This window comes from Psychrobacter sp. ASPA161_6, assembly GCF_051970285.1.
GTDB classification, from domain to species: domain Bacteria; phylum Pseudomonadota; class Gammaproteobacteria; order Pseudomonadales; family Moraxellaceae; genus Psychrobacter; species Psychrobacter glaciei.
The window spans coordinates 278,283-300,745 of record NZ_JBEFNJ010000002.1; the positions used below are offsets into that span (position 1 = coordinate 278,283).

The window sequence follows — 22,463 nt, forward strand, 5'->3', positions numbered from 1 at the left end:
AATATAAACATATCGAAAGGTCGTTCTATGTCAGATGAACTGAGTCATAAATGTAAAAAACCGTCCGTCTGCGTGCTCGTTGGTCATAGTATTGAAGCCATTACCAGTGCCGTAGTGCTGGCAAGCTTGGGTCAGACTGTTCATTTATATGCAGACGTAGCGATGCTAGAGCAGCAGTTGCAGCAATATAGCTTTGAGCATCACTTGCAAGCGCTGTGGCAAATGTATGAGCAGCAGCAAATCATTCTAAGTAAAGCGTTGCCAGATAGTGCTGATACATTAATAAAAGGCTATGAATCAGTAGGTCATGACGAAGCGGATACTCAGAGCATTGTGGCACTTTATTGGTTGTTTTTAGACAGTATCAAGCCAGTATGGGCAGAAACCAGCTGGATTACCGCATTCAACCACAGCCATCAACAGGCGCTGCCTGTGATTATGAGTGGTATTGAGAAACTAGGGATTGTCTCAGTACTCGCTCAGAATTTGCAGCGCGCGTGGGTATATTATGTGCCGTTTGTATTCTTGCAAGACGGTGATGCTTATAGCTCGATGTTGAACCCTGCATTGTGGTTACTCGGTGAAAAAACAGCCAACAGTAGCCAGCATCTAGAGATATTTAAGCCGTTAATGCAGCATGCGCGTGCCACTCATTACGCTGATATTGCGACGATAGAATTTGCCCGTAGCAGTATCATGGCAATGCTCGCGACGCGAGTGAGTTTTATGAATGAGATGTCACGCTTGGCTGATAGTCAGCAGGTTGATATCAAGCAAGTCAGTCGTATTATGGGGCTAGATGAGCGTGTCGGCAGCAGCTATCTGCAAGCAGGCTGGGGCTTTGGAGGCAATACATTGCCGACCGAGCTGGCTAAATTACAGCAGTCGAGCGTGAGTCATAGTTTAGATATGCCGCTGTTACAGTCAGTCATGCACATCAATGAAGACCAAAAAGAGCTGATATTCCGTAAATTTTGGCAATATTTTGATGGCTTTATTGATAACAAAACGGTGATGATTTGGGGCGGTAGTTATAAATCAGGCTCTGGACGTACTGCAGGCTCAGCCATACATCCATTACTAGCATTGCTGTGGTCTTATAATATTCGTACTTTGGTGTATAGCGATAAAGCACAAGATGAACTTGCCGCGCTTTATCAGCAGCAACCATTACTGCAATTGATTAATACTCCTTATCAGCAGCTAAATGCCGCACAGGCTGTTTTTATCGTTAGTTGGTCGCCACAAGATCAACTAGATATTGCCAAGCTTAATCAACAGGCGATGCCAGTATTTGATGCACAAAATGTAATGACACGCTCGCAGATAGATAGTTTAGTGGGTGACTATTTGGGTATTGGTCGGTCTAAATAGTTCTATTCAAGTTTTTCTATTGCTAAAAAAGCTCGCTAATAATAATCAGCGAGCTTTTTTTTGATTTTAAGTAGGGCGTATTAAATCGTATTAATTTATGCTGGGACAGCACCTTGTGCCGCTAGCCACTGTTGAACTTCTTGAGTTTTAATAGCCAGCAGTTCTTTATCACCACGACTTTCGATGTTTAATCTGATAAGCGGTTCGGTATTGGAAGCTCGCAGATTAAAGCGCCACTCGCCAAAGTTAAGGCTCAAGCCATCAAGCATTGATTTGGTCGGATTTTCGCTGCTAAACTTGTCCTCAATAGCGCTAATAATCATTGGCGCATCATGAGTGGTGAGACGAAAATTAAGCTCGCCTGAACTTGGATAAGCTTTGATATAGCCGCTGACCAATTCTGACAAGGTTTTACCGGTGATAGATAATAGCTCAATCGTTAACAGCCAAGGAATCATGCCGCTATCGCAATAGAAAAAGTCACGAAAATAGTGATGTGCAGACATCTCGCCGCCATAAACAGCGCCAGAATCACGCATGACTTGCTTAATAAATGAATGTCCAGATTTACTGATGACAGCCTTACCGTTATGTTCCTTAATCACTGCTTCAGTATTGTAAATGACACGCGGATCGTAGACGATTGACTCATTTGGATATTTGTTTAAAAACGCTTGTGCAAGCATGCCTACAACATAGCTACCATCGATAAATTCACCATGTTCATCGAATAGGAAGCAGCGGTCAAAGTCGCCATCAAAAGCAATACCAAGGTCAGCTTTATTTTCCAAAACAGCATGTTGGGTTGCGACTCTATTGGCTTCAATCATAGGATTGGGGATGCCATTGGGGAAGCTACCATCCGGTGTATGGTGTAGTTTAATCACTTCAATTGGCGCGCCAGCTTGTGCAAGCTTTTCAATCAATAAATCAACCACAGGTCCCGCACTGCCATTACCTGAGTTAATCACTAATTTAAGCGGTTTGAGTTTATCAGTATCAATAAAAGTCATGACATGATTGATATACGCACTTTTATCAGTTAATAACTGCAATGTTCCTGATCGGTTTTCAGTGGTAAATTGCCCAGACTCTGCCAGTGCCTGAATCTCTGCCAGACCATCATCAGCACTGATTGGTTTTGAGTGTTCTTTAACCAATTTTAAGCCATTATAATTAATAGGGTTATGACTGGCAGTGACTTCGATACCACCCAACGCCTGATAATGACTGGTGGCAAAATACACCTCTTCTGTACCGCTCATGCCCAAGTCAATCACGTCAACACCAGCATCTACAATACCAGCGATGGTCGCCTGTTTTAATTGCTCGCTTGAATGGCGAATGTCGCTACCAATAACGATGGCAGGTTTTAGAGTTGCCATATCATTGTCATGAGCCTCAACCGCCGCACTATAACGCTGAGATAAAATCTGTGCAAAGGCACGACCAATACGGTAAGCGATGTCTTCATTTAGATTTACCCCCAGCTCGCCGCGAATATCGTAAGCTTTGAATGAATCAATAATAATAGGGTTGAATTCAGTCGCTGGCTGGTAGCTAGTGGTCGCAGACGTAGACATAATGATAAAATTCCTTATGCTAAAGCAGTAATAAAATAATGAGATGGACAACACAATTATAAGCTAATAAGCGTTCAATGCTACACTAACGAGAAAATCGTTATGAACTTAACGTAATTTTATAGTCGATACTAAATAAAATGGTTACACGACATTATGATGCGTGACTGGCACAAAATTTTCTTGCTTGCTGTACCTACGCAGACAGAGGCTACGAAAAATTTATACTAGTCACGCTGTCTCTTTTTTATATTGACCTGACTATATCTAATAACAAACGAAAGTGTAAGAGTATCCCTCATGAGCAATCAAGACAATAAAATAGCAGCGCCTGCACCAGTACAAGGAACGCCAACTGCCAGTGGTGAATTAAACGATTTATTAGCTTTGATGGCACGGCTACGTGTTAACTGTCCGTGGGACAAAAAGCAAACCAATCACAGCCTAATTCCTTATGCGATCGAAGAAGCTTATGAGCTAGGCGAAGCGGTACAGAGTGAGGATGATGAGGATATCAAAGGCGAGCTTGGTGATGTGCTGCTGCAAGTTGTTTTCCATTGCCAGATGTATGCGGAGCAAGGTCGCTTTGATATGAGCGATGTTATTACTACTTTGCAAGAGAAACTTATTTGTCGTCATCCGCATGTGTTTGAAGCTGAAACCCTTGAAGATGACGCAGCGGTAAAGGTACGTTGGGATGAGATTAAAATGGAAGAGCAGCAAGCGCGCGAGGCACGCGGTAAACCCAAACGTCGTCTAGACAATATCAAAGCGGGCAGTGCGCTCATGCAAGCACAAGATGTACAAAATCAGGCATCAAAACTTGGATTTGATTGGGAAGGCGTTAGCGGTGCTTTTGATAAGCTAGATGAAGAGATTGCCGAGCTAAAAAATGAGCTGACGGATAAATCTAAAACTGAGGTCAAAACAAATATCAGAGAGGTTGAAAAGGAGCTGGGCGATTGTATGTTTGCGCTGGTCAATGTCGCGCGTAAATTGAACCTTGATGCAGAAGCAGCAACGCTGACGTGTGTGCACAAATTTAAGTCACGTTTTGGCTATATTGAAGCGCAACTGGCAGCAGCTGGCAAGCGTTTAGAAGACAGCGACATAACAGAAATGGATGCATTGTGGGAAGCGGCGAAACAATATGAACGATCATCATGAACGCTTATTCTAAAGTCTCGTTTATCGGTTTAGTCAAGACTGCTGTTTTAGGTCATGTTTTGGCTATTCTGATGCTTAACAATGCTAATGCTGCACCCTGTTTTGACAATCCTCAAAGGGCTTACGATTATCTCTTATCGCAAGAAAATGCCAACACTCAAGCGCGTGAGCAATATACCGTGAATATCAATCGTGCCAGCGAAGGCGAGCTGGTTTCACTAAATGGTATTGGTAGTAGCAAAGCCCAAGCGATTATTTTATATCGTGAAATGTTCGGTAGTTTTAAGACAGTAGATGAGTTAGCAAAGGTCAAAGGTATTGGTGCAAAAACAGTTGAGAAAAATCGAAGACGTTTAAGTGTGCAGGATTAATGGCCGTGTTTTGCATTAATTAACCCTAATATTGACAAAATAGCACGTAAGTACATGTCATAACGCACCCAGCGCGCGCAAAATTTGTTAAACTAGTGAGTACATCCGCCTGATAAACGCTGTGTTCGTCAGGGGTGGTTAAAGAATACCGGCGAGGAGTAGATGCATGGCCGAGCGTGCCGCCAAGCAGTTAGAACTGAATAAATCTGAATTACCCAATTCCATTACTGAAGTAATTGCCACCTTGACCCGAGCTGGGTTTGACGCCTATATCGTCGGTGGCGGCGTGCGCGATACCTTATTGGGTTTACGTCCAAAAGACTTTGACGCTGTCACTGATGCCAAGCCGCATGAGATCAAAGACGTCTTTGGCAAGCGCTGCCGTATTATCGGTCGCCGCTTTCAGTTGGCGCACGTATATTCAGGCCGTGAGCTGATTGAGGTCGCTACCTTCCGTGGCCCGCCCACCAGCAGTGGTACCACCAATCAAGATGGTATGATCCTGCGTGATAACGTCTGGGGCGATATCCAGCAAGATTTCTCTCGTCGCGATTTTTCTATCAATGCGCTTTATTATCAGCCACTTAAAGGTGTGGTTCATGATTTTTGCGGTGCGCTTGAAGACATTGATAATAGAATCATTCGTCTCTTAGGTCATGCGCCGGTTCGTATTGAAGAAGATCCAGTACGCTTATTACGGGCGTTACGTTTTAAAGCCAAGCTCGGTTTTGAGTTTGATGACGCATTGTCTGAGCAATTTCATGATGGTAATTGGGCGCTGCTTGAGCAAATATCACCGCATCGTCTCTATGATGAAACGCAGAAAATGTTTACGGGTGGCTATCTGGTGCCATTGCTGCCGTTATTGTTTGAATCAGGTGCGATTGATAGCTTAATTATTTATCCGCCATCTGAGCCCAGTCCTTTAGTAAAACAAGTGGCCATCAATACGGATAAACGTATCGCGGCAGGCAAAAGCATCAACCCAGCATTTTTCTACGCAGCCATACTATGGGAAAATTACCTGCATCAGTTAGAAAAAGCCAAAAAGCGCAATATGCCATTTGCTGAAGCGCAGATGCATGCGGCCGGCAAAGTCATTGATCGTCAACGCATCAAGACCGCTATTCCTAAATTTGCAGAGCAGTTTATCCGTGATATTTGGATATTGCAGCCAAAACTAGCGGCTCCGCGTAGTAAACAAATCGTTCAGCTCTCTGAGCACCCACGCTTCCGTGCGGGCTTTGACTTTTTACTATTGCGCGAACAGTGCGGTGATGCTGAGCATCCGCTATCCGAATCGACCAATGATATGGGCGACTGGTGGCAAACGTATCAAACCTTGTCTGAACAAGAGCAAGAGCAAGCGATTGATGATTTCGATGAAAATATTCGTCGCGGTGCCTATAAGAAAGGGCAGCGAGGGCGCGGACGTAATCGTCAAAAGCCGGAATCAAATATAGTGGATGAATCGATGTCTAATCAAAACAACACTAAGCGTAGCAAAGCCAATGGCAGCACTGAAAAGCATAGCACTGAAAAACATAGCATTGAAAATCACAGTACTGAGAAAAATGGTCATGAAAAAGCCGTGGTAAATGATTCGTCAAATATCCCCTCACGCCGTCGCCGTGCTGCCAGCCAATCTACTCCTGCCAAGCAGTTTAGTGGTAATAAAGATAAAGGTCATGATTTGCAGCAGGTAAAACAAGACAGTAATGAGCTTGCTCAGCTACAGCAGTTGTCTCTTGCTAATACCAGTAGTCAAAATGCAAATAAACGCCATCACTCTAAGCCTGCGCCATTGTTTGTTATCGAGCACGCAAACGTCGTTCCGCCATTACAAAAGCAGCTATCACCTGCTGATAAGCCTAAGCAACGTCCAGAGTCTGTGCAGAAAAAGTCAGCTATTAAGAACGCATCAGCTGATAAAGATCTACATGATCAGAATGCAAAAACTGATAGCAAGGCTGATCGCTCAAATAAGGATAAACAGCCAGAGGTTACGTCACCTGCTGCTAATGCCTATCCTACCCGTTCGGTAGCAAGAACGCCTGCGCTCGTCACTATGAACAATGAGCCGATACCGCATAAACGCCGTCGCCGTCAGCCAAGTGTAGGCAATACTAATCTTGCTGACAGCACCGAGAAGCAAGTAGCTGCTAATAACGCCGATAAAACTGAAGCGAAGTACACCAAAAAAGCACCTAAGCCAGCAGCTCAATCTACTGGTAAAGCTAAAAAAACAGTAGAACCTGCAGCAACTAAGACGGCAGGGAATAAGACAGAAACCAATAAAGCGACTGTATCTGCGAAAGCTAAAAAACCAGCCAAAGCAGCAGAGGCTAGATCTACTAAGAACAGTCAAAATGCTGATAGCAAATCGTTGGCCGGTCAAGTGAGCGACAATCAAATGGGCGACAATAAAGGCCCTGTACCATCGAAACGTCGCCGTCGCCAGCCCAGTACTGATAATGTCTAGTATTGCTGACGATGCGGATAATGTTAATTGGGTAACCTGCTATGTGGGCTTGGGTAGCAATCTAACCAATGAATTGGGTTCACCTACAGAGCATTTGCAGCAGGCATTGCAAGGGTTGCGAGAGCATAAGCAGATACGCGAGGTTAGAGCTTCCTCATTTTATGCGTCAGCGCCTATGGGGCCACAAGATCAGCCTGACTTCGTTAATGCAGTGGCTGGTTTTAAGACGATATTGCCCCCCTTTGAGTTGCTCGCATTTTGTCAGCAGCTAGAAGAGCAGGCTAAGCGGGCACGCTTACGACGTTGGGGTGAGCGTAGTCTGGACGTCGATATCTTGTTATATGGTGACACGCGAATTACCGAGCCGCAGCTAACCATACCGCATGCTGGACTGCTTGAGCGTAATTTTGTCTTGTTACCGCTGCGAGAGTTAGCCTCAGCGCTCATCATTGATGGTATATCGATAGATGATTATCCATCTAGTAAAGATTGGACAGGGTTAAAATTATTATCAAGCGACTGATAAAGTTTGGATCATAGGCACGATAATAGTTAAAGGTATTTATAACTAAAGGCATTGAAGATTAATCGAGGGTCATATGACGACGTTATCTACTTTAAATAAATTCAAAAAAGACGGCACCAAGTTTACTTGCTTAACGTGCTATGACTCGATGTTTGCACGCATGATGGACAAGGCGCAGATTGATACCATTTTGATCGGTGATAGTTTGGGTATGGTGGTACAAGGCCATGATTCCACCTTGCCCGTAACAGTCGATGATATGGCTTATCATACAGCCAATATTGCCCGTAGCAATAAATACGCACTGATATTGTCCGACTTGCCGTTTATGAGTTATGTGACCTTGCCAGAAGCGGTCGCTAACAGCCGTCGATTGATGCAAGCTGGCGCGCATGTGATTAAAATCGAAGGCGGTAGTGAGCTTTGTGAACTGGTGACTACATTGGCGCAAGCAGGTACGCCCACTTGTGTCCATCTTGGCTTGACCCCGCAATCAGTCAATGTGTTTGGCGGTTATAAAATCCAAGGTCGCGGTGACGCAGCAGCTGATAAGTTGCTTGCTGATGCCAAAGCGGTAGTTGCCGCAGGTGCCGCACTTTTAGTATTAGAATGCGTACCTGCTGAGCTTGCTAAAGCGGTTACGGAAGCGGTTACAGTACCAGTGATCGGCATTGGCGCTGGCGCAGATACGGATGGTCAAGTCTTGGTCATGCATGACATGCTGGGCATGGCTCATGGCCGAGTACCGCGCTTCGTTCATGACTTTTTAACTGATGAGCGCAATAGTACGCACAGTATCGAAGGCGCCTTTGCCCTTTATCAGCAGTCAGTGCGCGACGGCAGTTTTCCAGCCGAGCAGCACCAATTTAGCTAATTTTTTTAGCCAGTCTTAACGAGTCTTTTGGTTTTTACGATTATCAGTAGAAGAATATTTAACGATGCCAATCATTTATCAGCAGATTTCAGAGTTGCGCGCCGCTCTACAGCCTTATCGTGGTCAAAGAAATGATAAACCAGATAGCACTCAGCGTATTGCTTTAGTACCAACGATGGGCAATTTGCATGAAGGTCATCTTGAGCTGGTAAGCATTGCTAAGCAGCATGCCAATATTGTGGTGGTGAGTATCTTTGTCAATCCTACCCAGTTTGGGGAAGGAGAGGATTTTGATAGTTATCCACGCACCTTGGATGAAGATGTCGCTAAGCTAGCAACGGTTGGTGCAGATTATGTTTTTGCACCCAATGTCGATGAGATGTACCCGGTATTGCCACCATCGACCTCAGTTCTTGCTGGTGCCATTACCAATCAACTATGTGGTCAATCACGTCTTGGTCACTTTGATGGTGTTGGTATTGTCGTCTCTAAATTATTCAATATCGTGCAGCCTGATGTGGCGGTATTTGGACAAAAAGACTACCAGCAACTAGCGATTATCAAACAGTTAGTACGCGACTTGAGCTATCCCATTGAGATTGTGGGTGCACCTATTGTTCGTGCTGCCGACGGTTTGGCGCTGTCTTCACGCAATCAATACTTGAGCGCCGCTGAGCGCAAAACAGCTCCCGTACTTCATATGGAGCTGCAACGCCTAGCACAGAAACTAGCACAGCAGTTAACGGGTAATAAGCAGGGCATGCAAGGGTTTGACGTATTACTAGCAGAAACGTATCAGCGTATTAGCGATGCTGGCTTCAATATCGACTATCTAGAAATAAAAACTGACCAGCTAGGGACTATTGATACTAGTGATAGTAGTGAAGCAAACGGTAATGGTAGAAGTAGCCATTTAATGATTCTAGTCGCTGCTTGGCTAGGACGGGCACGATTGTTAGACAACCAATTAGTGACGGTACATTAGCCGTTGTGACGTAGTAATTTGCTGGATGCAATGGACTAGGATGACGGATCATGGATGCAAACGACAGTAAGCAAATAGAGCAAGAAGTGGTGGCTGTAACGAACGATGAGCGGCTGAGCATTTTAGTCGTGTCAGGGCGTTCTGGCTCAGGTAAAACGTCAGTATTGAATATCTTAGAAGATTTAGGCTATTATTCTATCGATAATTTACCGTTATCATTGGTGCCTGATGCTGCCAAGAAGCTGGTCAGAGACAGTGGTATCAAACGCATCGCGCTTGGTGTCGATATTCGTACCCCGCGCGCTGACTTGTCTAATTTCGCTGAGACCCATGACGTTCTAAAACAGACTTATGGTAAGCAGGCTGTTGAAGTAGTGTATGTGACCGCGCAAGAAAGCACCTTGGTTGCACGCTTTAATGCAACGCGACGTGTTCATCCGTTGATGTCACAAGATGTCGACAGTGATAATGCTAGGCATATCGCTTTCAATCTACCAGCCGCGATCAAAAAAGAAGTCGAGCTGTTAGAGCCCATTGCTAGCCATGCTGATATCACAATTGATACCAGTATGCTTAATATCCATCAGCTCAAAGACACGTTGCGTGCCTATGTCGGTATTGACAATCAAATTGTCATTAATTTGCTGTCTTTTGGTTTTAAGTACGGCAGCCCAATTGATGCTGATTTTATATTTGATGTTAGGATTTTGCCAAACCCACACTGGAAACCTGAGCTGCGTGCTTTGACTGGTCTTGACTCTGAGGTCGGTGAATTTTTTGCAGATTATCCAGAAGTGGTTGAAATGACCGACGATCTCGAAAGGTTTTTAAGCCGTTGGCTGCCTGACTTTTTACACAATAACCGTCATACCGTGACAGTGGCAATTGGCTGCACTGGTGGCAAGCACCGCTCAGTATTTATTACCGATAGTTTACAACGTCGTCTTGCCGATGCGATGCCAGACACTATAAAAGTGTTGGCGAAACATCGTGAAAAAAACCGTTGGTAGTTATTGGTAAACATTAGAATATGTCCTCAATTTAATTGACGGGCTAAAAATGGCTAAATTTTGCCAAACAGCGTCAAATAGCTGGTTAGTATCTCGATATTATCTGCGCTATTTTTCTTGTTTGACTGCAATTTGTCTTATTTTTATCGCCGTTTTTAGAGTGAGGACACGCCCTAGTACTTTTATTATTCATTATTTTGGAACGCTTTTATGATTGACTGGTCAGAACATGATATGCGCGTCTCGCGCACAGAACTCAAAAAATCCCATGAGCGCTTACAACAGTTATCGATACCACTTGCCAGCTTGTCGAAAAAACAGCTGAAAAACCTGCCAGCCAGTGATTATTTTATGGCAGAGTTGATGGCTCTTGCGGATATCACCAGTGCCACTGCGCGTATTAGACAGACCAAGCGAGTCGGCAAATTGATCAGCGAAGAAAATCGCCATGAATTGGTAAAAGCCTTATTCGATGCCTTTTTCCCAAAAGAACAAGTCTCTAAAATAGAAAGCTGGTCCGAACGTCTAAATATCAATGATGAAGGCACACTAAAGCAGTTTGTCAAACAGTATAAAATTTCAGAGCGCAACAGTCTTTATCAGTTATTGCTTTGGATCGAATACGCCAAGCACACGCACGATGACGAGCTGATGATGGAGTCTAAAGAAGATTTGGCCAGCTATATTCGCGAAGTGACAATCTTATCGGATTTAAAAGGATAGTTGTCCTACAACAACTAATAGCGCTACAACGGTTATCTGCACAAATACCAATAGATAGACGAAAAAGAAAGTTTATCGAAGTCTAAACATAAAAAAGCCAATCATGAGTGATTGGCTTTTTTAGCGGCGTTAATACAGTTTAATTAAAGACAATTAACGTCATAAACGTAGACATGCCTGTGTTTATTTTTTCTCAGCACGTGCTTTGTCAACTAAGTAATCGACAACCTTAACTACTTTGGCGTCTTCACCCGTTACCACGTACTTGCCTTGTACCACAACAGCTGGTACGCCTGATAGCTGATAACGTTTAGCGCCTGCCTGTGAGCGACCAATTTTTGTACCAACGGCAAATGAGTTATAAAGGCTATTGAATTTCTTTTGATCAACACCTTGAGATGCATACCATTTGCTTAATGAAGCTTGGTCAAACAGCTTTTTGCCATCTTTATGAATGGCATCAAATAACGCATCATGGGTTTTGTTTTCATAGCCTAGGAGTTGAGCAGAATAAAAACCACGGGCACTGGCTTCCCAAACAGGGTTAAGCGCTGCTGGCGTTTTGAAGAATGCCACATCTTTGTCTTTGTTTTTTGCCCATTTTTCCATATGTGGATTAAGCGCATTACAATGCGGGCAACCATACCAAAAGAATTCACGCACAATAATAGCATCACCGGTGATTTTTTCTGGATTGTCTAGCACGCGATAATCTTTTCCGGCGACATAATCGGCTGCTTGTGCGCCCATACTGGCGATTCCAATGGCGAAAGCCAGACCAGTCAATGTAATGACACGTTTCATACTTTTTCCTTGAGAGGTAGAGACTGAGAGTTTTAGAAGTTTCTATGGGTTTGAAGGTATAAATGACAAAGTGTCGAGTATAATCAACCTACAGTAGAGTACCGACTATAATAACGTAAAATAGGTGTGGTTGTGAACCCGATTCTTAACTAACGGTTGTAAACCTGTGAGCTATTATTTAAGGTATCTTACTTATCACTATCTGATTTTCAAAACTGAAACCTTTAATCAGGTAAAGATAGAAATTGCCATTGACGCAACAGTTACTATAAAGTAAACAGCACACGGTGATGATGATGTTCAAGTATTTGCTAACCTCATTCACAATCCGTGACGATGTACTCACGACAAAACCGCCGCTCGCATGCTAATATTAAGTATATAATCGTGCACTGTATACGATAATAACTCTAAAGGAAAATGCTATGAGCGCAGCTTTATCTTCGTCTTCTGTAAATGATCAAGCGACCAGCCGTTTCGATGATGCTGATACTAATAATACGGTTACGGATGATACTGTGGCTGATAGTACAACGGCTGCGACGATAAATGTGGATCCTAGCGAAGTCGACAAGTTTAATAAATTGGCGAGCGAATGGTGGAGTAATACTGGCGCGTTTGCGACTTTGCATGAAATCAATCCACTCCGCCTGAACTGGATAGAAGAAAATATTAAGCGCGGCTATCAAAATAGCGGTGATAGTACAAACGCTAGTAAGACTGCTGAGATGGGTCTGAGTGGCAAAAAAGTGCTTGATGTCGGTTGTGGCGGCGGTATATTGTCTGAGTCGATGGCACGTCGCGGTGCTGATGTGACCGGTATAGACTTAGGGACTGAAAACCTAAAAGCGGCCACGCTTCATGCCGGACAAAGCAATTTAGAAAAGACGTTGCGCTATCAGCATATCCCAGTAGAACAGCTAGCAAAAACCCATGCGGGTCAGTTCGATGTGGTGACGTGCATGGAAATGCTTGAGCATGTGCCTGATCCAAGCTCGATTGTGCAGGCTTGTTTTGAGCTGTTAGCGCCTGGCGGTGTGTGTGTGTTATCGACGATCAACCGTAATCCTAAATCGTATCTGTTTGCTATCGTTGGCGCCGAATATGTATTGCGCTTGCTTGACCGTGGCACCCATGATTATGCCAAATTTATCACGCCTGCTGAGCTGGACAAAATGGCAGTTACTGCTGGGTTTACACGCCAAGATATCATTGGACTACATTACAACCCAATAACCAAGCGTTACTGGCTGGCACAAAACGTCGATGTCAATTATATGATAGCCGTACAAAAGCCAAAGGCTTGATAGCTTAAGTCATTGTTTATCGTCCCATCATTAACGCACCAAACACCTCACTAATTAAAAGAGTATGCCTTATGAGCCAATTCGTCAAAGCCGTTTTATTTGACCTTGATGGGACGCTAATCGATACTGCCGCTGACTTCGTACGAATTATCGGTAAAATGAGCCGCGAAAACGATTGGCAAGCCCCGCCTGAAGCGCTTATTCGAGAACAAGTTTCTGCCGGTGCGTCAGCCATGGTCAAGCTCATGCTGCATCAAAATGGGCAAGACAGCGTTAGCGAAGATGATTTACTTGGTTTTCGTCAGCAGTTTTTGGATGATTATGCCGCAGATATTTGTATTGATAGCTGTGTATTTAGCGAGTTAGAAGAAGTGTTGACCACACTTGAGAAAAAAGGCGTACCTTGGGGTATTGTCACCAATAAGCCGCGCTATCTAGCAGAGCTACTGTTACAAAAAATGCAGTTAGATGAACGCTGTGCAGCCTTAGTTTGTCCTGAGGATGTGTCACGTTCCAAGCCTGATCCAGAGCCGATGTATATGGCATTAGAGAAACTCGGTATACCGCGCGGCGCTGCTGGCTGTGTTCTCTATGTCGGCGATCACATACGTGATATTGACGCTGGCAATGCCGCTGGCATGTCGACGATTTTGGCCGCTTATGGCTATATTCCACTTGAAGATCAAAAAAGCCTAAAGAAGTGGGGCGCAGACTATATTACTGACACCCCTGAGCAGTTGAAGAAGCTATTGCTTACTTCAGGTAAATTTGAATATCTATAAACAAACCAATCATCAGTAGAGCCGTGATAGGAACATCAACTATAAGTAAATGACTCATAAATAGGTCACCTGCAATAGTTGCCTTTAAGTAAGTCCTTCTAAAAATAAATGCTTTTGAAATTAAATACCTTTGATTATAAATAACAAGCAGTGAGTCATATCATGAGCGACAATGTTAAGCAGTCGGCGACCGAACAGAACCATCAAGCAGCCACGGGAAAAGCGATGCAACCTTTAACGCACGACGATATCCGTCAGTTTGTGCCACCTGTTGACTGTTTAGATGGTAAGACTATCTTGGTAACAGGTGCAGGCGATGGCATTGGACGGGTTGCCGCATTAACCTACGCCCGTTATGGTGCCACGGTTCTACTATTGGGTCGCACGAGTAGCAAGCTTGAATATGTCTATGATGAAATTGAGAGCTTGGGTGGCAAGCAGCCAGCCATGCTACCGATGAATTTAGAAGGTGCAACCTATGCAGACATGCAGAAGTTAGAAAGGCTTATCGACAAAGAAGTGGGTCAGCTTGATGGTATATTACACAACGCTGGTATGCTCGGACAATTGACGCCGCTTGAGATGTATGACATTGATACTTTTGATCAAGTAATGAAGGTCAATTTTACAGCGACTTTTATGCTCACGCAAGCGTTGTTACCGCTGCTAAAGGACGCGAATCATGGTTCTATCGTCTTTACTTCTAGCACGGTCGGTACGCACCCTCGCGCGTTTTGGGGTGCTTATGCGCTCTCCAAGCAAGCCGTCGAAGGAATGAGTGATATTTTTACTCAAGAGACGCAGAATACGACGAATCTGCGTTTTAACTGTATCAATCCTGGTGGCACTCGTACCAATATGCGCGCTCACGCTTATCCCGGTGAGAATCCTATGTCTCTTAAGACACCTGAAGACATTATGGCGGGCTATGTTTGTTTGATGAGTGACGCCAGTATTGGAATACGTGGACAAGTGGTAGATTTACAACCAAAAGACTAGCAGAGAAAGATGACTGTAAAAACCATAGCGTTATATATGTTTTTTTACAGTCGCTGGCGGGTTGTAATTGGGCTTAGAAAGCCCCATCTATCTGTTCTTAAAGACTTTTATCTTATAAGATATTAATAATAATAGACAAAAAGGATAAGATTATGGCAGGTGGCTGGTCAAAAGATGGTGCCGAGCACGAACAAATGGATGCGACGGTCAATGATGCGCTTGAGCGCGCGAGGCGTGCGCAACCAACGGGTAAGAGTGCAGAATTTTGTGATGAGTGTGGCAATCCGATTCCAGAAGCGCGACGTATTGCCGTGCCGGGTGTGCAGCACTGCGTCGGCTGTCAAACCGAGCTTGAGCAAGAGGCGAGAGCGGCTGAACTGTTTAATCGTCGCGGCAGTAAAGACAGTCAGTTGCGTTAATTAGTACAAGTTAATTAAAAAAAGACCAACACTACTATTTTACTTAGTAGCGTTGGTCTTTTTTTTGAACGTAGTATTTTTTAAAAGGGAGTCTTTTTATAGGTAACTAGGGCATGTCTTCCATCAACAGCGCCATCAGCTCATTGTCGCAAGCCTGCCAATCTAGTGAAGATAATAACGGTAGAGTATTCTCTACTTCTGCTTTATTAGACACTACACCGTTATCTATAACTGACTGCAAAATCACCTCTAGTCGGCTATCAATTTGGGCGCTCGCCGTGGTGATAGTCAAACTGTCAGGCGTAAAATTAATCTTTAACCAACCATCAGAGGTGTTAACCAAGCCTTTAATACGTTGCCAGTTAGGCAGTCTTAACAGCCATTCTTGTAGACCATCAGCGTTAAACACATAATGTGCAGGCAAGCACCAGCCACCTAGCAGCACATCTTGTTGTTGCTCATGATAGCGGTAGGGTAGATCGGTATCTGCCTCTATGTCTTCAAGACTTTGGTCGTTCTCTGTAGCTCGGTTAGACATCAAGCTAGTAAATGGCTGTCTAGTAAGTGGCTTTAAAGAAGTACGAATATGATTAGGCTTGGTTTTATCGGTAGCACGTTGCTGAGAGATGGTATGGCTTGGTTTGGTCAGCTGTGCTATCAGCGTTGACGAGGGGGTATTCAAAGTAGTTGTATTATTTGAGCTATTATCTTCGGTTCGAGAGAGAGACTCTGTCCAGATGACAGCCACCTCAGAATTGAGCATTGCTATCCACTCTTGTAAAGCCTTGAGTTCATCTGCATCCAGTTGCGTATAGCGATTGATCACTAAGACATCAGCATCACGGACGTGCGCTTGAAAACCATCGTGCGAACGATACTTTTGTTGTTGCCATTGCACGCCACTCAGCACCGTAATCACGGCCTGCATATTGAGCGCTGTCTGCCAATGTGGAGCGCTCAATTGTTGTATCAACTCGCGCGGATGTGCCAATCCAGTGGGTTCGATAATAAGACGCTGCGGACGATGGTCACTAAGCAGGCGAGTAATCGCAATTTGTAGGGGCAGTTGACTGGTACAACAAATACAGCCACCACTGACTTCACGAATGGCAATGCTACCTGCATCAGCATTGTCGTCTTGCGCACTTGCTAGCAGCGCACCATCAATGCCAATACGCCCAAACTCGTTAATCAATAGCGCCCAGCGCTCATCGGCGGGCTTGCTAGAGAGTAGCTGGTTGATGACGGTGGTTTTACCCGCGCCCAAAAACCCTGTCACCAAGGTGCAGGGTATGTTTTGAATCATGGTTGATTTGGTCAAAGCCATTGTTGTCTAAACCATCGTCATAAGTGGTTATAAAGCAGCAACTATAAAGTAAATACTATTCACTTTTTGCCGTTTCAACTTCAGCTTCGTCAGGAACGAACACGTAGCCTACACCCCAAACGGTTTGGATATAGCGGGCTTGCGAAGGGTTGTCTTCAATGAGGCGGCGCAGACGTGAGACTTGTACGTCGATTGAACGCTCCATCGCACCCCATTCACGACCACGGGCTAGATTCATCAGCTTATCGCGAGTTAACGGCTCACGGGGATGCTGAACCAATGCCTTTAGTACTGAAAATTCACCAGTCGTTAAGGTAACGACGTTGCCGTCACGTTTGAGCGTACGAGTCGATAAATCAAGTGTCCAAGGTCCAAACTCAACCACTTCTAGCTGATGACTTGGCGCACCCGGCAGCTCACGATTTTGACGACGCAGTACCGCTTTGATACGAGCAAGCAGCTCTTTTGGGTTAAAGGGCTTAGGCAGATAATCATCCGCGCCCGCTTCAAGACCAGCGATACGATCAGCATCACCGCCTTTTGCAGTCAGCATGATGATTGGAATATCGCCATTGTCTTCACGCAGACGCTTGCAAATACTAATGCCATCTTCACCCGGTAGCATCAAGTCCAACACCACCAAAGAAAAAAGCTCACGTTGCATCAACTTGTCCATTTGACTGCCATCATGGGCAGTACGAACGACGAAGCCATCATCTTCTAGGAAGCGTTGTAATAAAGAACGCAGACGGGCATCATCATCGACCACTAAGATACGCTGAGTCAAAGTATCGGGGCTGTTATTGTCAGGCATACAGGCATCCTCTTATAAAAATTATTATTAGTAGAAATTATCAGCAAAAACACTGTCGTTATTTTATGGTTGAGCCATTTATTATAGAAATTGCATATAAATAAAAAACTTTTGTTCAATTCGTCAGTACGTATCAATATTTGTGCTCTTGGTACTTTAGTGTATAAGATTGCACCGCCAATTGCATCACCTGTAGGCATAAATGCTGTATGCGTTTGTTTAACAAGGCTACAGAACTTAGGATAGCAACCGAATTAAGCTATAAAATCACAGATAAATAAGGAAAAGATAAAAAGGATTTTTATTCATGCAGCTTTTGCTATAATGCCAAACACCATTTATCAACGATTGATACGTCTATGAGTAGCACTGATACCTTAACGCCATCTCAAACCTCGACAAATGCACAGGTTTTGGATGCAACCACACACGCGAATATTCACGACAAGCTTGCTCGCGCGCTTGGCATTAAGACTGCTCAAGTCAATGCGTTTGTCAAACTTTATGATGAAGGCGCGACCGTTCCGTTTATCGCGCGTTACCGTAAAGAAAAAACGCAGAATCTTGACGATGCGCAGCTGCGTGCTTTAGAGAAGTCGCTCAATTATGAGCGCGACATGGCAACGCGTCGCCTTAAAATTACTGAGCTGCTTAGTACGCAAGGCAATTTGACCGACGAGCTACAGACGCGTATTGATAACGCGACGTCTAAACTTGAGCTTGAAGACATCTACTTGCCTTATCGTCCGCGTCGCCGTTCACCAGCGGCCAAAGCACGCGCTGCCGGTCTCGATGTGGCTGCTCAAGCAGTCTTAATACAAGAGATTACCCCAACAGAGGCACTGGCTGACTATCAAGCGCCATCTAGTATCTCTGACGATAGCGGTAATGAGATTGAGGTCGACTTTAGCGATATCGACAAGCAGTTGGCTGGCGTACAAGCCATCATCGTTGATGAATGGACGCAGGCATTAGATCTGCTGGATAACTTACGCAGTGGTTTTGCCAAAACGGCCAGCATCGTCTCGGCAGTTGCCAGTGATGATAAGCGAGAAGTCGGCGAGAAATTTAAAGACTATTTTGAGCACAGTGAAAGCCTTGCTCGTCTACCGAATCATCGCCTATTAGCGATGCTACGTGGTCGCCAAGAAAACGTTTTGGGTCTCAAAATTGAAGGCGAAGATACTCCTTTTATCGAAAAGATTATTGCTCATTTTGATATCGATGCCAAGGCACCTGCTGCCCGTCGTGAGTTTTTAGCAGAAGCGGCGAGTAGCTTGTGGAAAGAAAAATGGCGTCCGCATATCGAGCATCGTTTATTGACTGAAAAACGTTTGACCGCTGAAGCAGATGCGATTGATGTGTTTGCCAATAATTTACAGCACCTATTGATGTCAGCACCTGCTGGTCGTAAGGTTATCTTAGGCGTTGATCCTGGTATTCGTCATGGCGTAAAAATGTCCATCGTTGATGCCCAAGGTCATGTCATGTTGGATAACGAAGACAAGCCAGTTGTCGCTACCGTGTATCCGTTTGCCCCTGATAATAAGATGGATGCAGCTAAAAAAGTCATCGATGAGCTGTTAAGCACTTACAACGTTGATTTGGTCGCTATCGGTAACGGTACGGCGAGCCGCGAAACAGATGCGATGATTAAAGAAATTTTGGCTGCCAATTCTGAGCTAAAAGCCAAAGCCGTCATCGTCAATGAATCTGGCGCCTCTGTTTATTCGGCGAGTGAGCTTGCCAGTGATGAGCTTGCCAATTTAGATGTCTCTGTACGCGGTGCGGTTTCTATCGCGCGTCGCTTACAAGATCCGTTGTCAGAGCTGGTCAAAGTAGATCCAAAAGCGATTGGTGTTGGTCAATATCAGCATGATGTGAATCAGACTCAGCTAGCAGATAGTCTAGATAAAGTGACCCAAGACAGCGTAAACGCGGTTGGGGTTGATGTGAATACGGCAAGCCCTGCTATTTTGGCACACATTGCTGGTTTGAATAAAAACGTCGCCCAGCAAATTGTCACTTATCGCAAAGAGCACGGTGCATTCGACAGTCGTGAGTCATTGAAGAATGTCCCACGCTTGGGTGCTAAGACATTTGAGCAGGCAGCAGGCTTCTTACGTATACACGACGGTAGCAATCCACTTGATGCGACTGGCGTACATCCAGAAAGCTATGCGCTGGTTGATAGCTTACTTGCGCAAACCGGTAAAGCATTGCCGGAAGTATTGGGGAATGATGGTGTACTAAACACGATCGACACTACTGCGATCGCTGCAAATGATGACAATATCAGTGTAAAAGCAATTATCGAAGAACTTGCCAAACCTGCTCGCGATCCACGTCCTGAGTTCAAAACAGCTAATTTCCGTGACGATGTCAATAGCATCAAAGATCTGAGCGAAGGAATGACGTTAGAAGGCGTGGTTACCAATGTGACGGCTTTTGGTTGCTTTATTGACGTTGGTGTCCATCAAGATGGCTTAGTGCATATCTCACAGATGGCCAATGATTTCGTTGCCGATCCAATGAACCGCGTCAAGCCGGGTGATATCGTGTCAGTTCGTGTTATCTCTATTGATGAAAAACGTGGTCGTATCGGGTTTAGCATGAAGCCTGAATCTGAGAAACCTGCACGCCCAGCAGCAAAACCTACTGCGAGAGATGCTGGTTCTGATGAGAAGGGTAATCGCTCGCGTAGTGACCGTCCAACTAGCAGTCGCCCAGCTGCTGATAAACGTCCGTCTAAGCCACGTGGTAAGCGTCAGGATAAAGACAACGCGAGCAACAATCGTAGCAAAGCGCCAAGGGCTGATAAAACAGAAGTGCCGAGCAAAATGGGTACGTTGGGTGCATTGCTGCAAGAAGCAGGTGTGACTAAAACTAAAAAATAAGTGGCTTTATGGATTTCTTAAGTCGTTTCTAAATAATTAACAGCAATAATCAATAAAAAAGGCAGCCATTAGGCTGCCTTTTTTATTGGGAATATATTTGAAACATATATTACTAGAAGTGCTTTAGTGTGGCTAATAACTCAGCTTATTGGTCGTCTTGTTCCGACTCTAATAAATCCTCTTCATCTAGCATGTCTTCTTCTGGATCTTGCATCGCTTGTTGTTCGGCTTGCATAGCCTGTCGTTGTGCTTGCATGGCTTGTTGCTGTGCTTGCTGCATCTCTTGTTGTTGTACTTGCATATCTTGATCTTGTTGTTGTGCTTGAAGCTTAGGCGCCATTTGCTGTTGATTAGCGTTGCTATTCACGCTTGCTCTTGAGATGCGCTGAGTTTCGCTGATCTGAATCGAATTAGATTGATTTGGTACTGATTGATTGTCAGCATTTACAGCTTCAGTCTCGAGTGTGGTAGCGGTAGTAGCATTTTGCATATCTGCTTGTGCAGTCTCAGCAGGTGCTGCCATGGCCAAGCTTGGGATAGTAAGTGCAGCGCCAATAAGTAACGATAAAGGTAGGGTACGGTTTTTCATCAGTTGATTCCTCAGTTTGCATTCTTATAGTGTCAGCTTAAAGTATTTCAAACTTGACGCTTATTTATATGCTTTCGTTTATCATAAATTAATTTAGTATTTTGAATATATATATTTAGTATATCTAACATTTAATGTGTAGATAAAATAAAATCATGACAACCGTATAGCGATTATCATGACCAATTTGAACGAAAAGCTTTATAAAATCATCTAATAAAACTCTAAGCAAGAGAATACCAACTAAGCCATTAATATTTCAGTAGTACATAGATTAAAAATCTAACAGACAAGCGCTCGCAGGTGACTTTGTGCAACTATTGTATTCTTATTGTCAGGTAAGAATATGAGCGCTGCCACCTTATCTTTAGGTATGTCGGTTACTAAATAAGCGCATGACCTACTGAGAGTCAAGCCTTTGTCCTGTAGAAAAAACTATTCGACGATGACATATCTACCAGTCGTAGGGTCGATAACGCGCTGCTGTAAGTCATTATCAGGGACACGGATAACTGGGAAAGTCTGGCTAATTTCTGTACTGTCGATTACCTCGGCATCTGCTGCTTCGCCAACGACGACGGTACGTCCAGCGTCTTCTACAGCAATGGCAGTACCGTTAGCCGTGTTGACACGTTTGATTTGATCCACGGGAGCGACGATTACTTCTTTTACCCGATACTTAGCGGGTCGAATAACACGAGTGGTTTCGATAATGACTGGCTCTACACTACGCTCTTCAGTAATCGCAAGTTGTGCTTCTGGCGCGTCAGCTTCAGTGACTTCAGCCATAATCGGTGTCGGGAATTTGGTGCTAAAATGATTGTCACACTGTTGCATACTTAGACGAACAGGATTGCCGGTTTTGTCCATATAAACGTTGACTGGCATATCAGCAGCAATGGGAACGTATTTTCCGACCAAGGCACCCGACACGCCGTAGCGACCATTCGATTGTCCAACGCCTAAATCACAAGCGCCTGCTGTATAGTCGCTAGTATTCAAGTTATTGCTGTCAACGACATTCTGTGGAATCATAACATCAGATAAGCGCATCTTTTTGATAGAGGTTTCACCAGCTTGGCGTTTGGGATTTTGATACGTATAAGGGGTATAAAATTTGGCTGAGCCATCTTTGACAGCGGTGACGCACTCGTCGTAACTGTCGTAGCCTACGTTGCCGTGAGTATCGGTCGTCATCCCAGCATTTGCATTACTGCCAATCATTGCCAGACCTGAGGTGATGACAGCGGCGGTTAATATATTCAATTTCATAGTTAATTCCTTTTAATTATAAATAAATGTGTTGTAGTCAGAATGGTGGCTTGCTTGTATGGCTTATTTTTATACTGAGTCATTAGGGCGTGTCATTAATGAAAATTATTAGTGAAGTAATTCCTTACTTAATAAAATCACTTACTTAATAAATAACG

At 44.3% G+C, this 22,463-nt stretch carries 20 protein-coding genes; 14 read left to right on the forward strand and 6 right to left on the reverse strand.

All coding sequences use genetic code 11. The annotated features are described in order from the left end of the window. Positions 1–27: 27 nt before the first annotated feature. The gene (locus ACTQ9T_RS07245; RefSeq protein ID WP_440464620.1) at positions 28–1,374 is read left to right on the forward strand and encodes a UDP-glucose/GDP-mannose dehydrogenase family protein; all 1,347 of its coding nucleotides are present in this window, start codon (positions 28–30) and stop codon (positions 1,372–1,374) included. A gap of 95 nt (positions 1,375–1,469) precedes the next feature. Here the strand turns inward: ACTQ9T_RS07245 and ACTQ9T_RS07250 are convergent, their stop codons facing one another. Then, complete coding sequence (locus tag ACTQ9T_RS07250; RefSeq protein ID WP_440464621.1) at positions 1,470–2,957, reverse strand: phosphomannomutase CpsG; 1,488 nt, start codon at positions 2,955–2,957, stop codon at positions 1,470–1,472. Positions 2,958–3,257: 300 nt separating this feature from the next. Between ACTQ9T_RS07250 and mazG the strand changes: the two genes are divergently transcribed. The 8 genes from mazG (at position 3,258) to yjgA (ending at position 11,095) form a co-directional block, all read left to right on the forward strand. Continuing rightward, a complete protein-coding gene (mazG, locus tag ACTQ9T_RS07255; RefSeq protein ID WP_440464622.1) occupies positions 3,258–4,124 on the forward strand; it encodes a nucleoside triphosphate pyrophosphohydrolase in 867 nt (288 codons plus the stop codon). Continuing rightward, complete coding sequence (locus ACTQ9T_RS07260) at positions 4,121–4,495, forward strand: ComEA family DNA-binding protein (protein WP_440464623.1); 375 nt, start codon at positions 4,121–4,123, stop codon at positions 4,493–4,495. The genes mazG and ACTQ9T_RS07260 overlap by 4 nt, the downstream gene beginning before the upstream one ends. A gap of 166 nt (positions 4,496–4,661) precedes the next feature. Further along, entirely contained in the window at positions 4,662–6,977 is a 2,316-nt protein-coding gene (gene pcnB / locus ACTQ9T_RS07265) for a polynucleotide adenylyltransferase PcnB (RefSeq protein ID WP_440464624.1), read from the forward strand. Then, positions 6,970–7,500 carry a 2-amino-4-hydroxy-6-hydroxymethyldihydropteridine diphosphokinase gene (folK, locus tag ACTQ9T_RS07270; protein WP_440464625.1) on the forward strand — a complete coding sequence of 177 codons (531 nt, stop codon included), beginning with the start codon at positions 6,970–6,972 and terminating at the stop codon, positions 7,498–7,500. The genes pcnB and folK overlap by 8 nt, the downstream gene beginning before the upstream one ends. A 76-nt stretch (positions 7,501–7,576) precedes the next feature. After that, positions 7,577–8,377: a 3-methyl-2-oxobutanoate hydroxymethyltransferase gene (panB, locus tag ACTQ9T_RS07275; protein WP_440464626.1), complete on the forward strand. Its 801-nt coding sequence runs from the start codon at positions 7,577–7,579 to the stop codon at positions 8,375–8,377. 64 nt (positions 8,378–8,441) lie between these two features. After that, entirely contained in the window at positions 8,442–9,362 is a 921-nt protein-coding gene (panC, locus tag ACTQ9T_RS07280) for a pantoate--beta-alanine ligase (protein ID WP_440464627.1), read from the forward strand. A gap of 50 nt (positions 9,363–9,412) precedes the next feature. Beyond that, a complete protein-coding gene (gene rapZ / locus ACTQ9T_RS07285; RefSeq protein WP_440464628.1) occupies positions 9,413–10,372 on the forward strand; it encodes an RNase adapter RapZ in 960 nt (319 codons plus the stop codon). Between the two features lie 210 nt (positions 10,373–10,582). After that, positions 10,583–11,095 (forward strand): ribosome biogenesis factor YjgA, encoded by a 513-nt coding sequence (gene yjgA / locus ACTQ9T_RS07290; RefSeq protein ID WP_010200860.1) that lies wholly within the window; start codon positions 10,583–10,585, stop codon positions 11,093–11,095. A gap of 183 nt (positions 11,096–11,278) precedes the next feature. On the opposite strand, the gene ACTQ9T_RS07295 is transcribed toward yjgA, so the two are convergent. Beyond that, positions 11,279–11,899: a thiol:disulfide interchange protein DsbA/DsbL gene (locus tag ACTQ9T_RS07295; RefSeq protein WP_440464629.1), complete on the reverse strand. Its 621-nt coding sequence runs from the start codon at positions 11,897–11,899 to the stop codon at positions 11,279–11,281. 425 nt (positions 11,900–12,324) lie between these two features. Between ACTQ9T_RS07295 and ubiG the strand changes: the two genes are divergently transcribed. The 4 genes from ubiG to ACTQ9T_RS07315 all read left to right on the forward strand — a co-directional run bounded on the left by ubiG (position 12,325) and on the right by ACTQ9T_RS07315 (position 15,406). Next, positions 12,325–13,206, forward strand: coding sequence for a bifunctional 2-polyprenyl-6-hydroxyphenol methylase/3-demethylubiquinol 3-O-methyltransferase UbiG (gene ubiG, locus ACTQ9T_RS07300; protein WP_440464630.1), 882 nt, complete (start codon positions 12,325–12,327; stop codon positions 13,204–13,206). Positions 13,207–13,277: 71 nt separating this feature from the next. Then, positions 13,278–13,988, forward strand: coding sequence for an HAD family hydrolase (locus ACTQ9T_RS07305; protein ID WP_189583430.1), 711 nt, complete (start codon positions 13,278–13,280; stop codon positions 13,986–13,988). Between the two features lie 225 nt (positions 13,989–14,213). Then, positions 14,214–14,987, forward strand: coding sequence for a YciK family oxidoreductase (locus ACTQ9T_RS07310; protein ID WP_415195723.1), 774 nt, complete (start codon positions 14,214–14,216; stop codon positions 14,985–14,987). A gap of 152 nt (positions 14,988–15,139) precedes the next feature. After that, positions 15,140–15,406 carry a DksA/TraR family C4-type zinc finger protein gene (locus ACTQ9T_RS07315; RefSeq protein ID WP_010200867.1) on the forward strand — a complete coding sequence of 89 codons (267 nt, stop codon included), beginning with the start codon at positions 15,140–15,142 and terminating at the stop codon, positions 15,404–15,406. Positions 15,407–15,512: 106 nt separating this feature from the next. On the opposite strand, the gene ACTQ9T_RS07320 is transcribed toward ACTQ9T_RS07315, so the two are convergent. Together ACTQ9T_RS07320 and ompR are read right to left on the reverse strand one after the other, a co-directional pair. Further along, entirely contained in the window at positions 15,513–16,733 is a 1,221-nt protein-coding gene (locus tag ACTQ9T_RS07320) for a CobW family GTP-binding protein (RefSeq protein ID WP_440464631.1), read from the reverse strand. A 55-nt stretch (positions 16,734–16,788) separates the two neighbouring features. Continuing rightward, positions 16,789–17,547: an osmolarity response regulator transcription factor OmpR gene (gene ompR, locus ACTQ9T_RS07325; protein WP_025651114.1), complete on the reverse strand. Its 759-nt coding sequence runs from the start codon at positions 17,545–17,547 to the stop codon at positions 16,789–16,791. 359 nt (positions 17,548–17,906) lie between these two features. Here ompR and ACTQ9T_RS07330 point away from each other — a divergent pair, with 359 nt between their 5' ends. Beyond that, a complete protein-coding gene (locus ACTQ9T_RS07330; protein WP_440464632.1) occupies positions 17,907–20,444 on the forward strand; it encodes a helix-hairpin-helix domain-containing protein in 2,538 nt (845 codons plus the stop codon). 145 nt (positions 20,445–20,589) lie between these two features. Here ACTQ9T_RS07330 and ACTQ9T_RS07335 read toward each other — a convergent pair whose 3' ends face one another. Both ACTQ9T_RS07335 and ACTQ9T_RS07340 read right to left on the reverse strand, forming a co-directional pair. Further along, positions 20,590–21,033 (reverse strand): hypothetical protein, encoded by a 444-nt coding sequence (locus tag ACTQ9T_RS07335; protein WP_440464633.1) that lies wholly within the window; start codon positions 21,031–21,033, stop codon positions 20,590–20,592. Between the two features lie 435 nt (positions 21,034–21,468). Then, a complete protein-coding gene (locus tag ACTQ9T_RS07340; RefSeq protein ID WP_440464634.1) occupies positions 21,469–22,305 on the reverse strand; it encodes a hypothetical protein in 837 nt (278 codons plus the stop codon). Positions 22,306–22,463 lie beyond the last annotated feature (158 nt).

Coding starts and splice junctions, on each gene's coding strand:
- ACTQ9T_RS07315 (WP_010200867.1), top strand. CDS start 15,140: ATGGCAGGTGGCTGGTCAAAAGATGGTGCCGAGCACGAACAAATGGAT.
- ompR (WP_025651114.1), bottom strand. CDS start 17,547: ATGCCTGACAATAACAGCCCCGATACTTTGACTCAGCGTATCTTAGTG.
- ACTQ9T_RS07250 (WP_440464621.1), bottom strand. CDS start 2,957: ATGTCTACGTCTGCGACCACTAGCTACCAGCCAGCGACTGAATTCAAC.
- ubiG (WP_440464630.1), top strand. CDS start 12,325: ATGAGCGCAGCTTTATCTTCGTCTTCTGTAAATGATCAAGCGACCAGC.
- pcnB (WP_440464624.1), top strand. CDS start 4,662: ATGGCCGAGCGTGCCGCCAAGCAGTTAGAACTGAATAAATCTGAATTA.
- panC (WP_440464627.1), top strand. CDS start 8,442: ATGCCAATCATTTATCAGCAGATTTCAGAGTTGCGCGCCGCTCTACAG.
- ACTQ9T_RS07320 (WP_440464631.1), bottom strand. CDS start 16,733: ATGGCTTTGACCAAATCAACCATGATTCAAAACATACCCTGCACCTTG.
- ACTQ9T_RS07245 (WP_440464620.1), top strand. CDS start 28: ATGTCAGATGAACTGAGTCATAAATGTAAAAAACCGTCCGTCTGCGTG.
- panB (WP_440464626.1), top strand. CDS start 7,577: ATGACGACGTTATCTACTTTAAATAAATTCAAAAAAGACGGCACCAAG.
- ACTQ9T_RS07310 (WP_415195723.1), top strand. CDS start 14,214: ATGCAACCTTTAACGCACGACGATATCCGTCAGTTTGTGCCACCTGTT.
- ACTQ9T_RS07305 (WP_189583430.1), top strand. CDS start 13,278: ATGAGCCAATTCGTCAAAGCCGTTTTATTTGACCTTGATGGGACGCTA.
- mazG (WP_440464622.1), top strand. CDS start 3,258: ATGAGCAATCAAGACAATAAAATAGCAGCGCCTGCACCAGTACAAGGA.
- ACTQ9T_RS07260 (WP_440464623.1), top strand. CDS start 4,121: ATGAACGCTTATTCTAAAGTCTCGTTTATCGGTTTAGTCAAGACTGCT.
- ACTQ9T_RS07335 (WP_440464633.1), bottom strand. CDS start 21,033: ATGAAAAACCGTACCCTACCTTTATCGTTACTTATTGGCGCTGCACTT.
- rapZ (WP_440464628.1), top strand. CDS start 9,413: ATGGATGCAAACGACAGTAAGCAAATAGAGCAAGAAGTGGTGGCTGTA.
- ACTQ9T_RS07330 (WP_440464632.1), top strand. CDS start 17,907: ATGAGTAGCACTGATACCTTAACGCCATCTCAAACCTCGACAAATGCA.
- ACTQ9T_RS07295 (WP_440464629.1), bottom strand. CDS start 11,899: ATGAAACGTGTCATTACATTGACTGGTCTGGCTTTCGCCATTGGAATC.
- folK (WP_440464625.1), top strand. CDS start 6,970: ATGTCTAGTATTGCTGACGATGCGGATAATGTTAATTGGGTAACCTGC.
- yjgA (WP_010200860.1), top strand. CDS start 10,583: ATGATTGACTGGTCAGAACATGATATGCGCGTCTCGCGCACAGAACTC.
- ACTQ9T_RS07340 (WP_440464634.1), bottom strand. CDS start 22,305: ATGAAATTGAATATATTAACCGCCGCTGTCATCACCTCAGGTCTGGCA.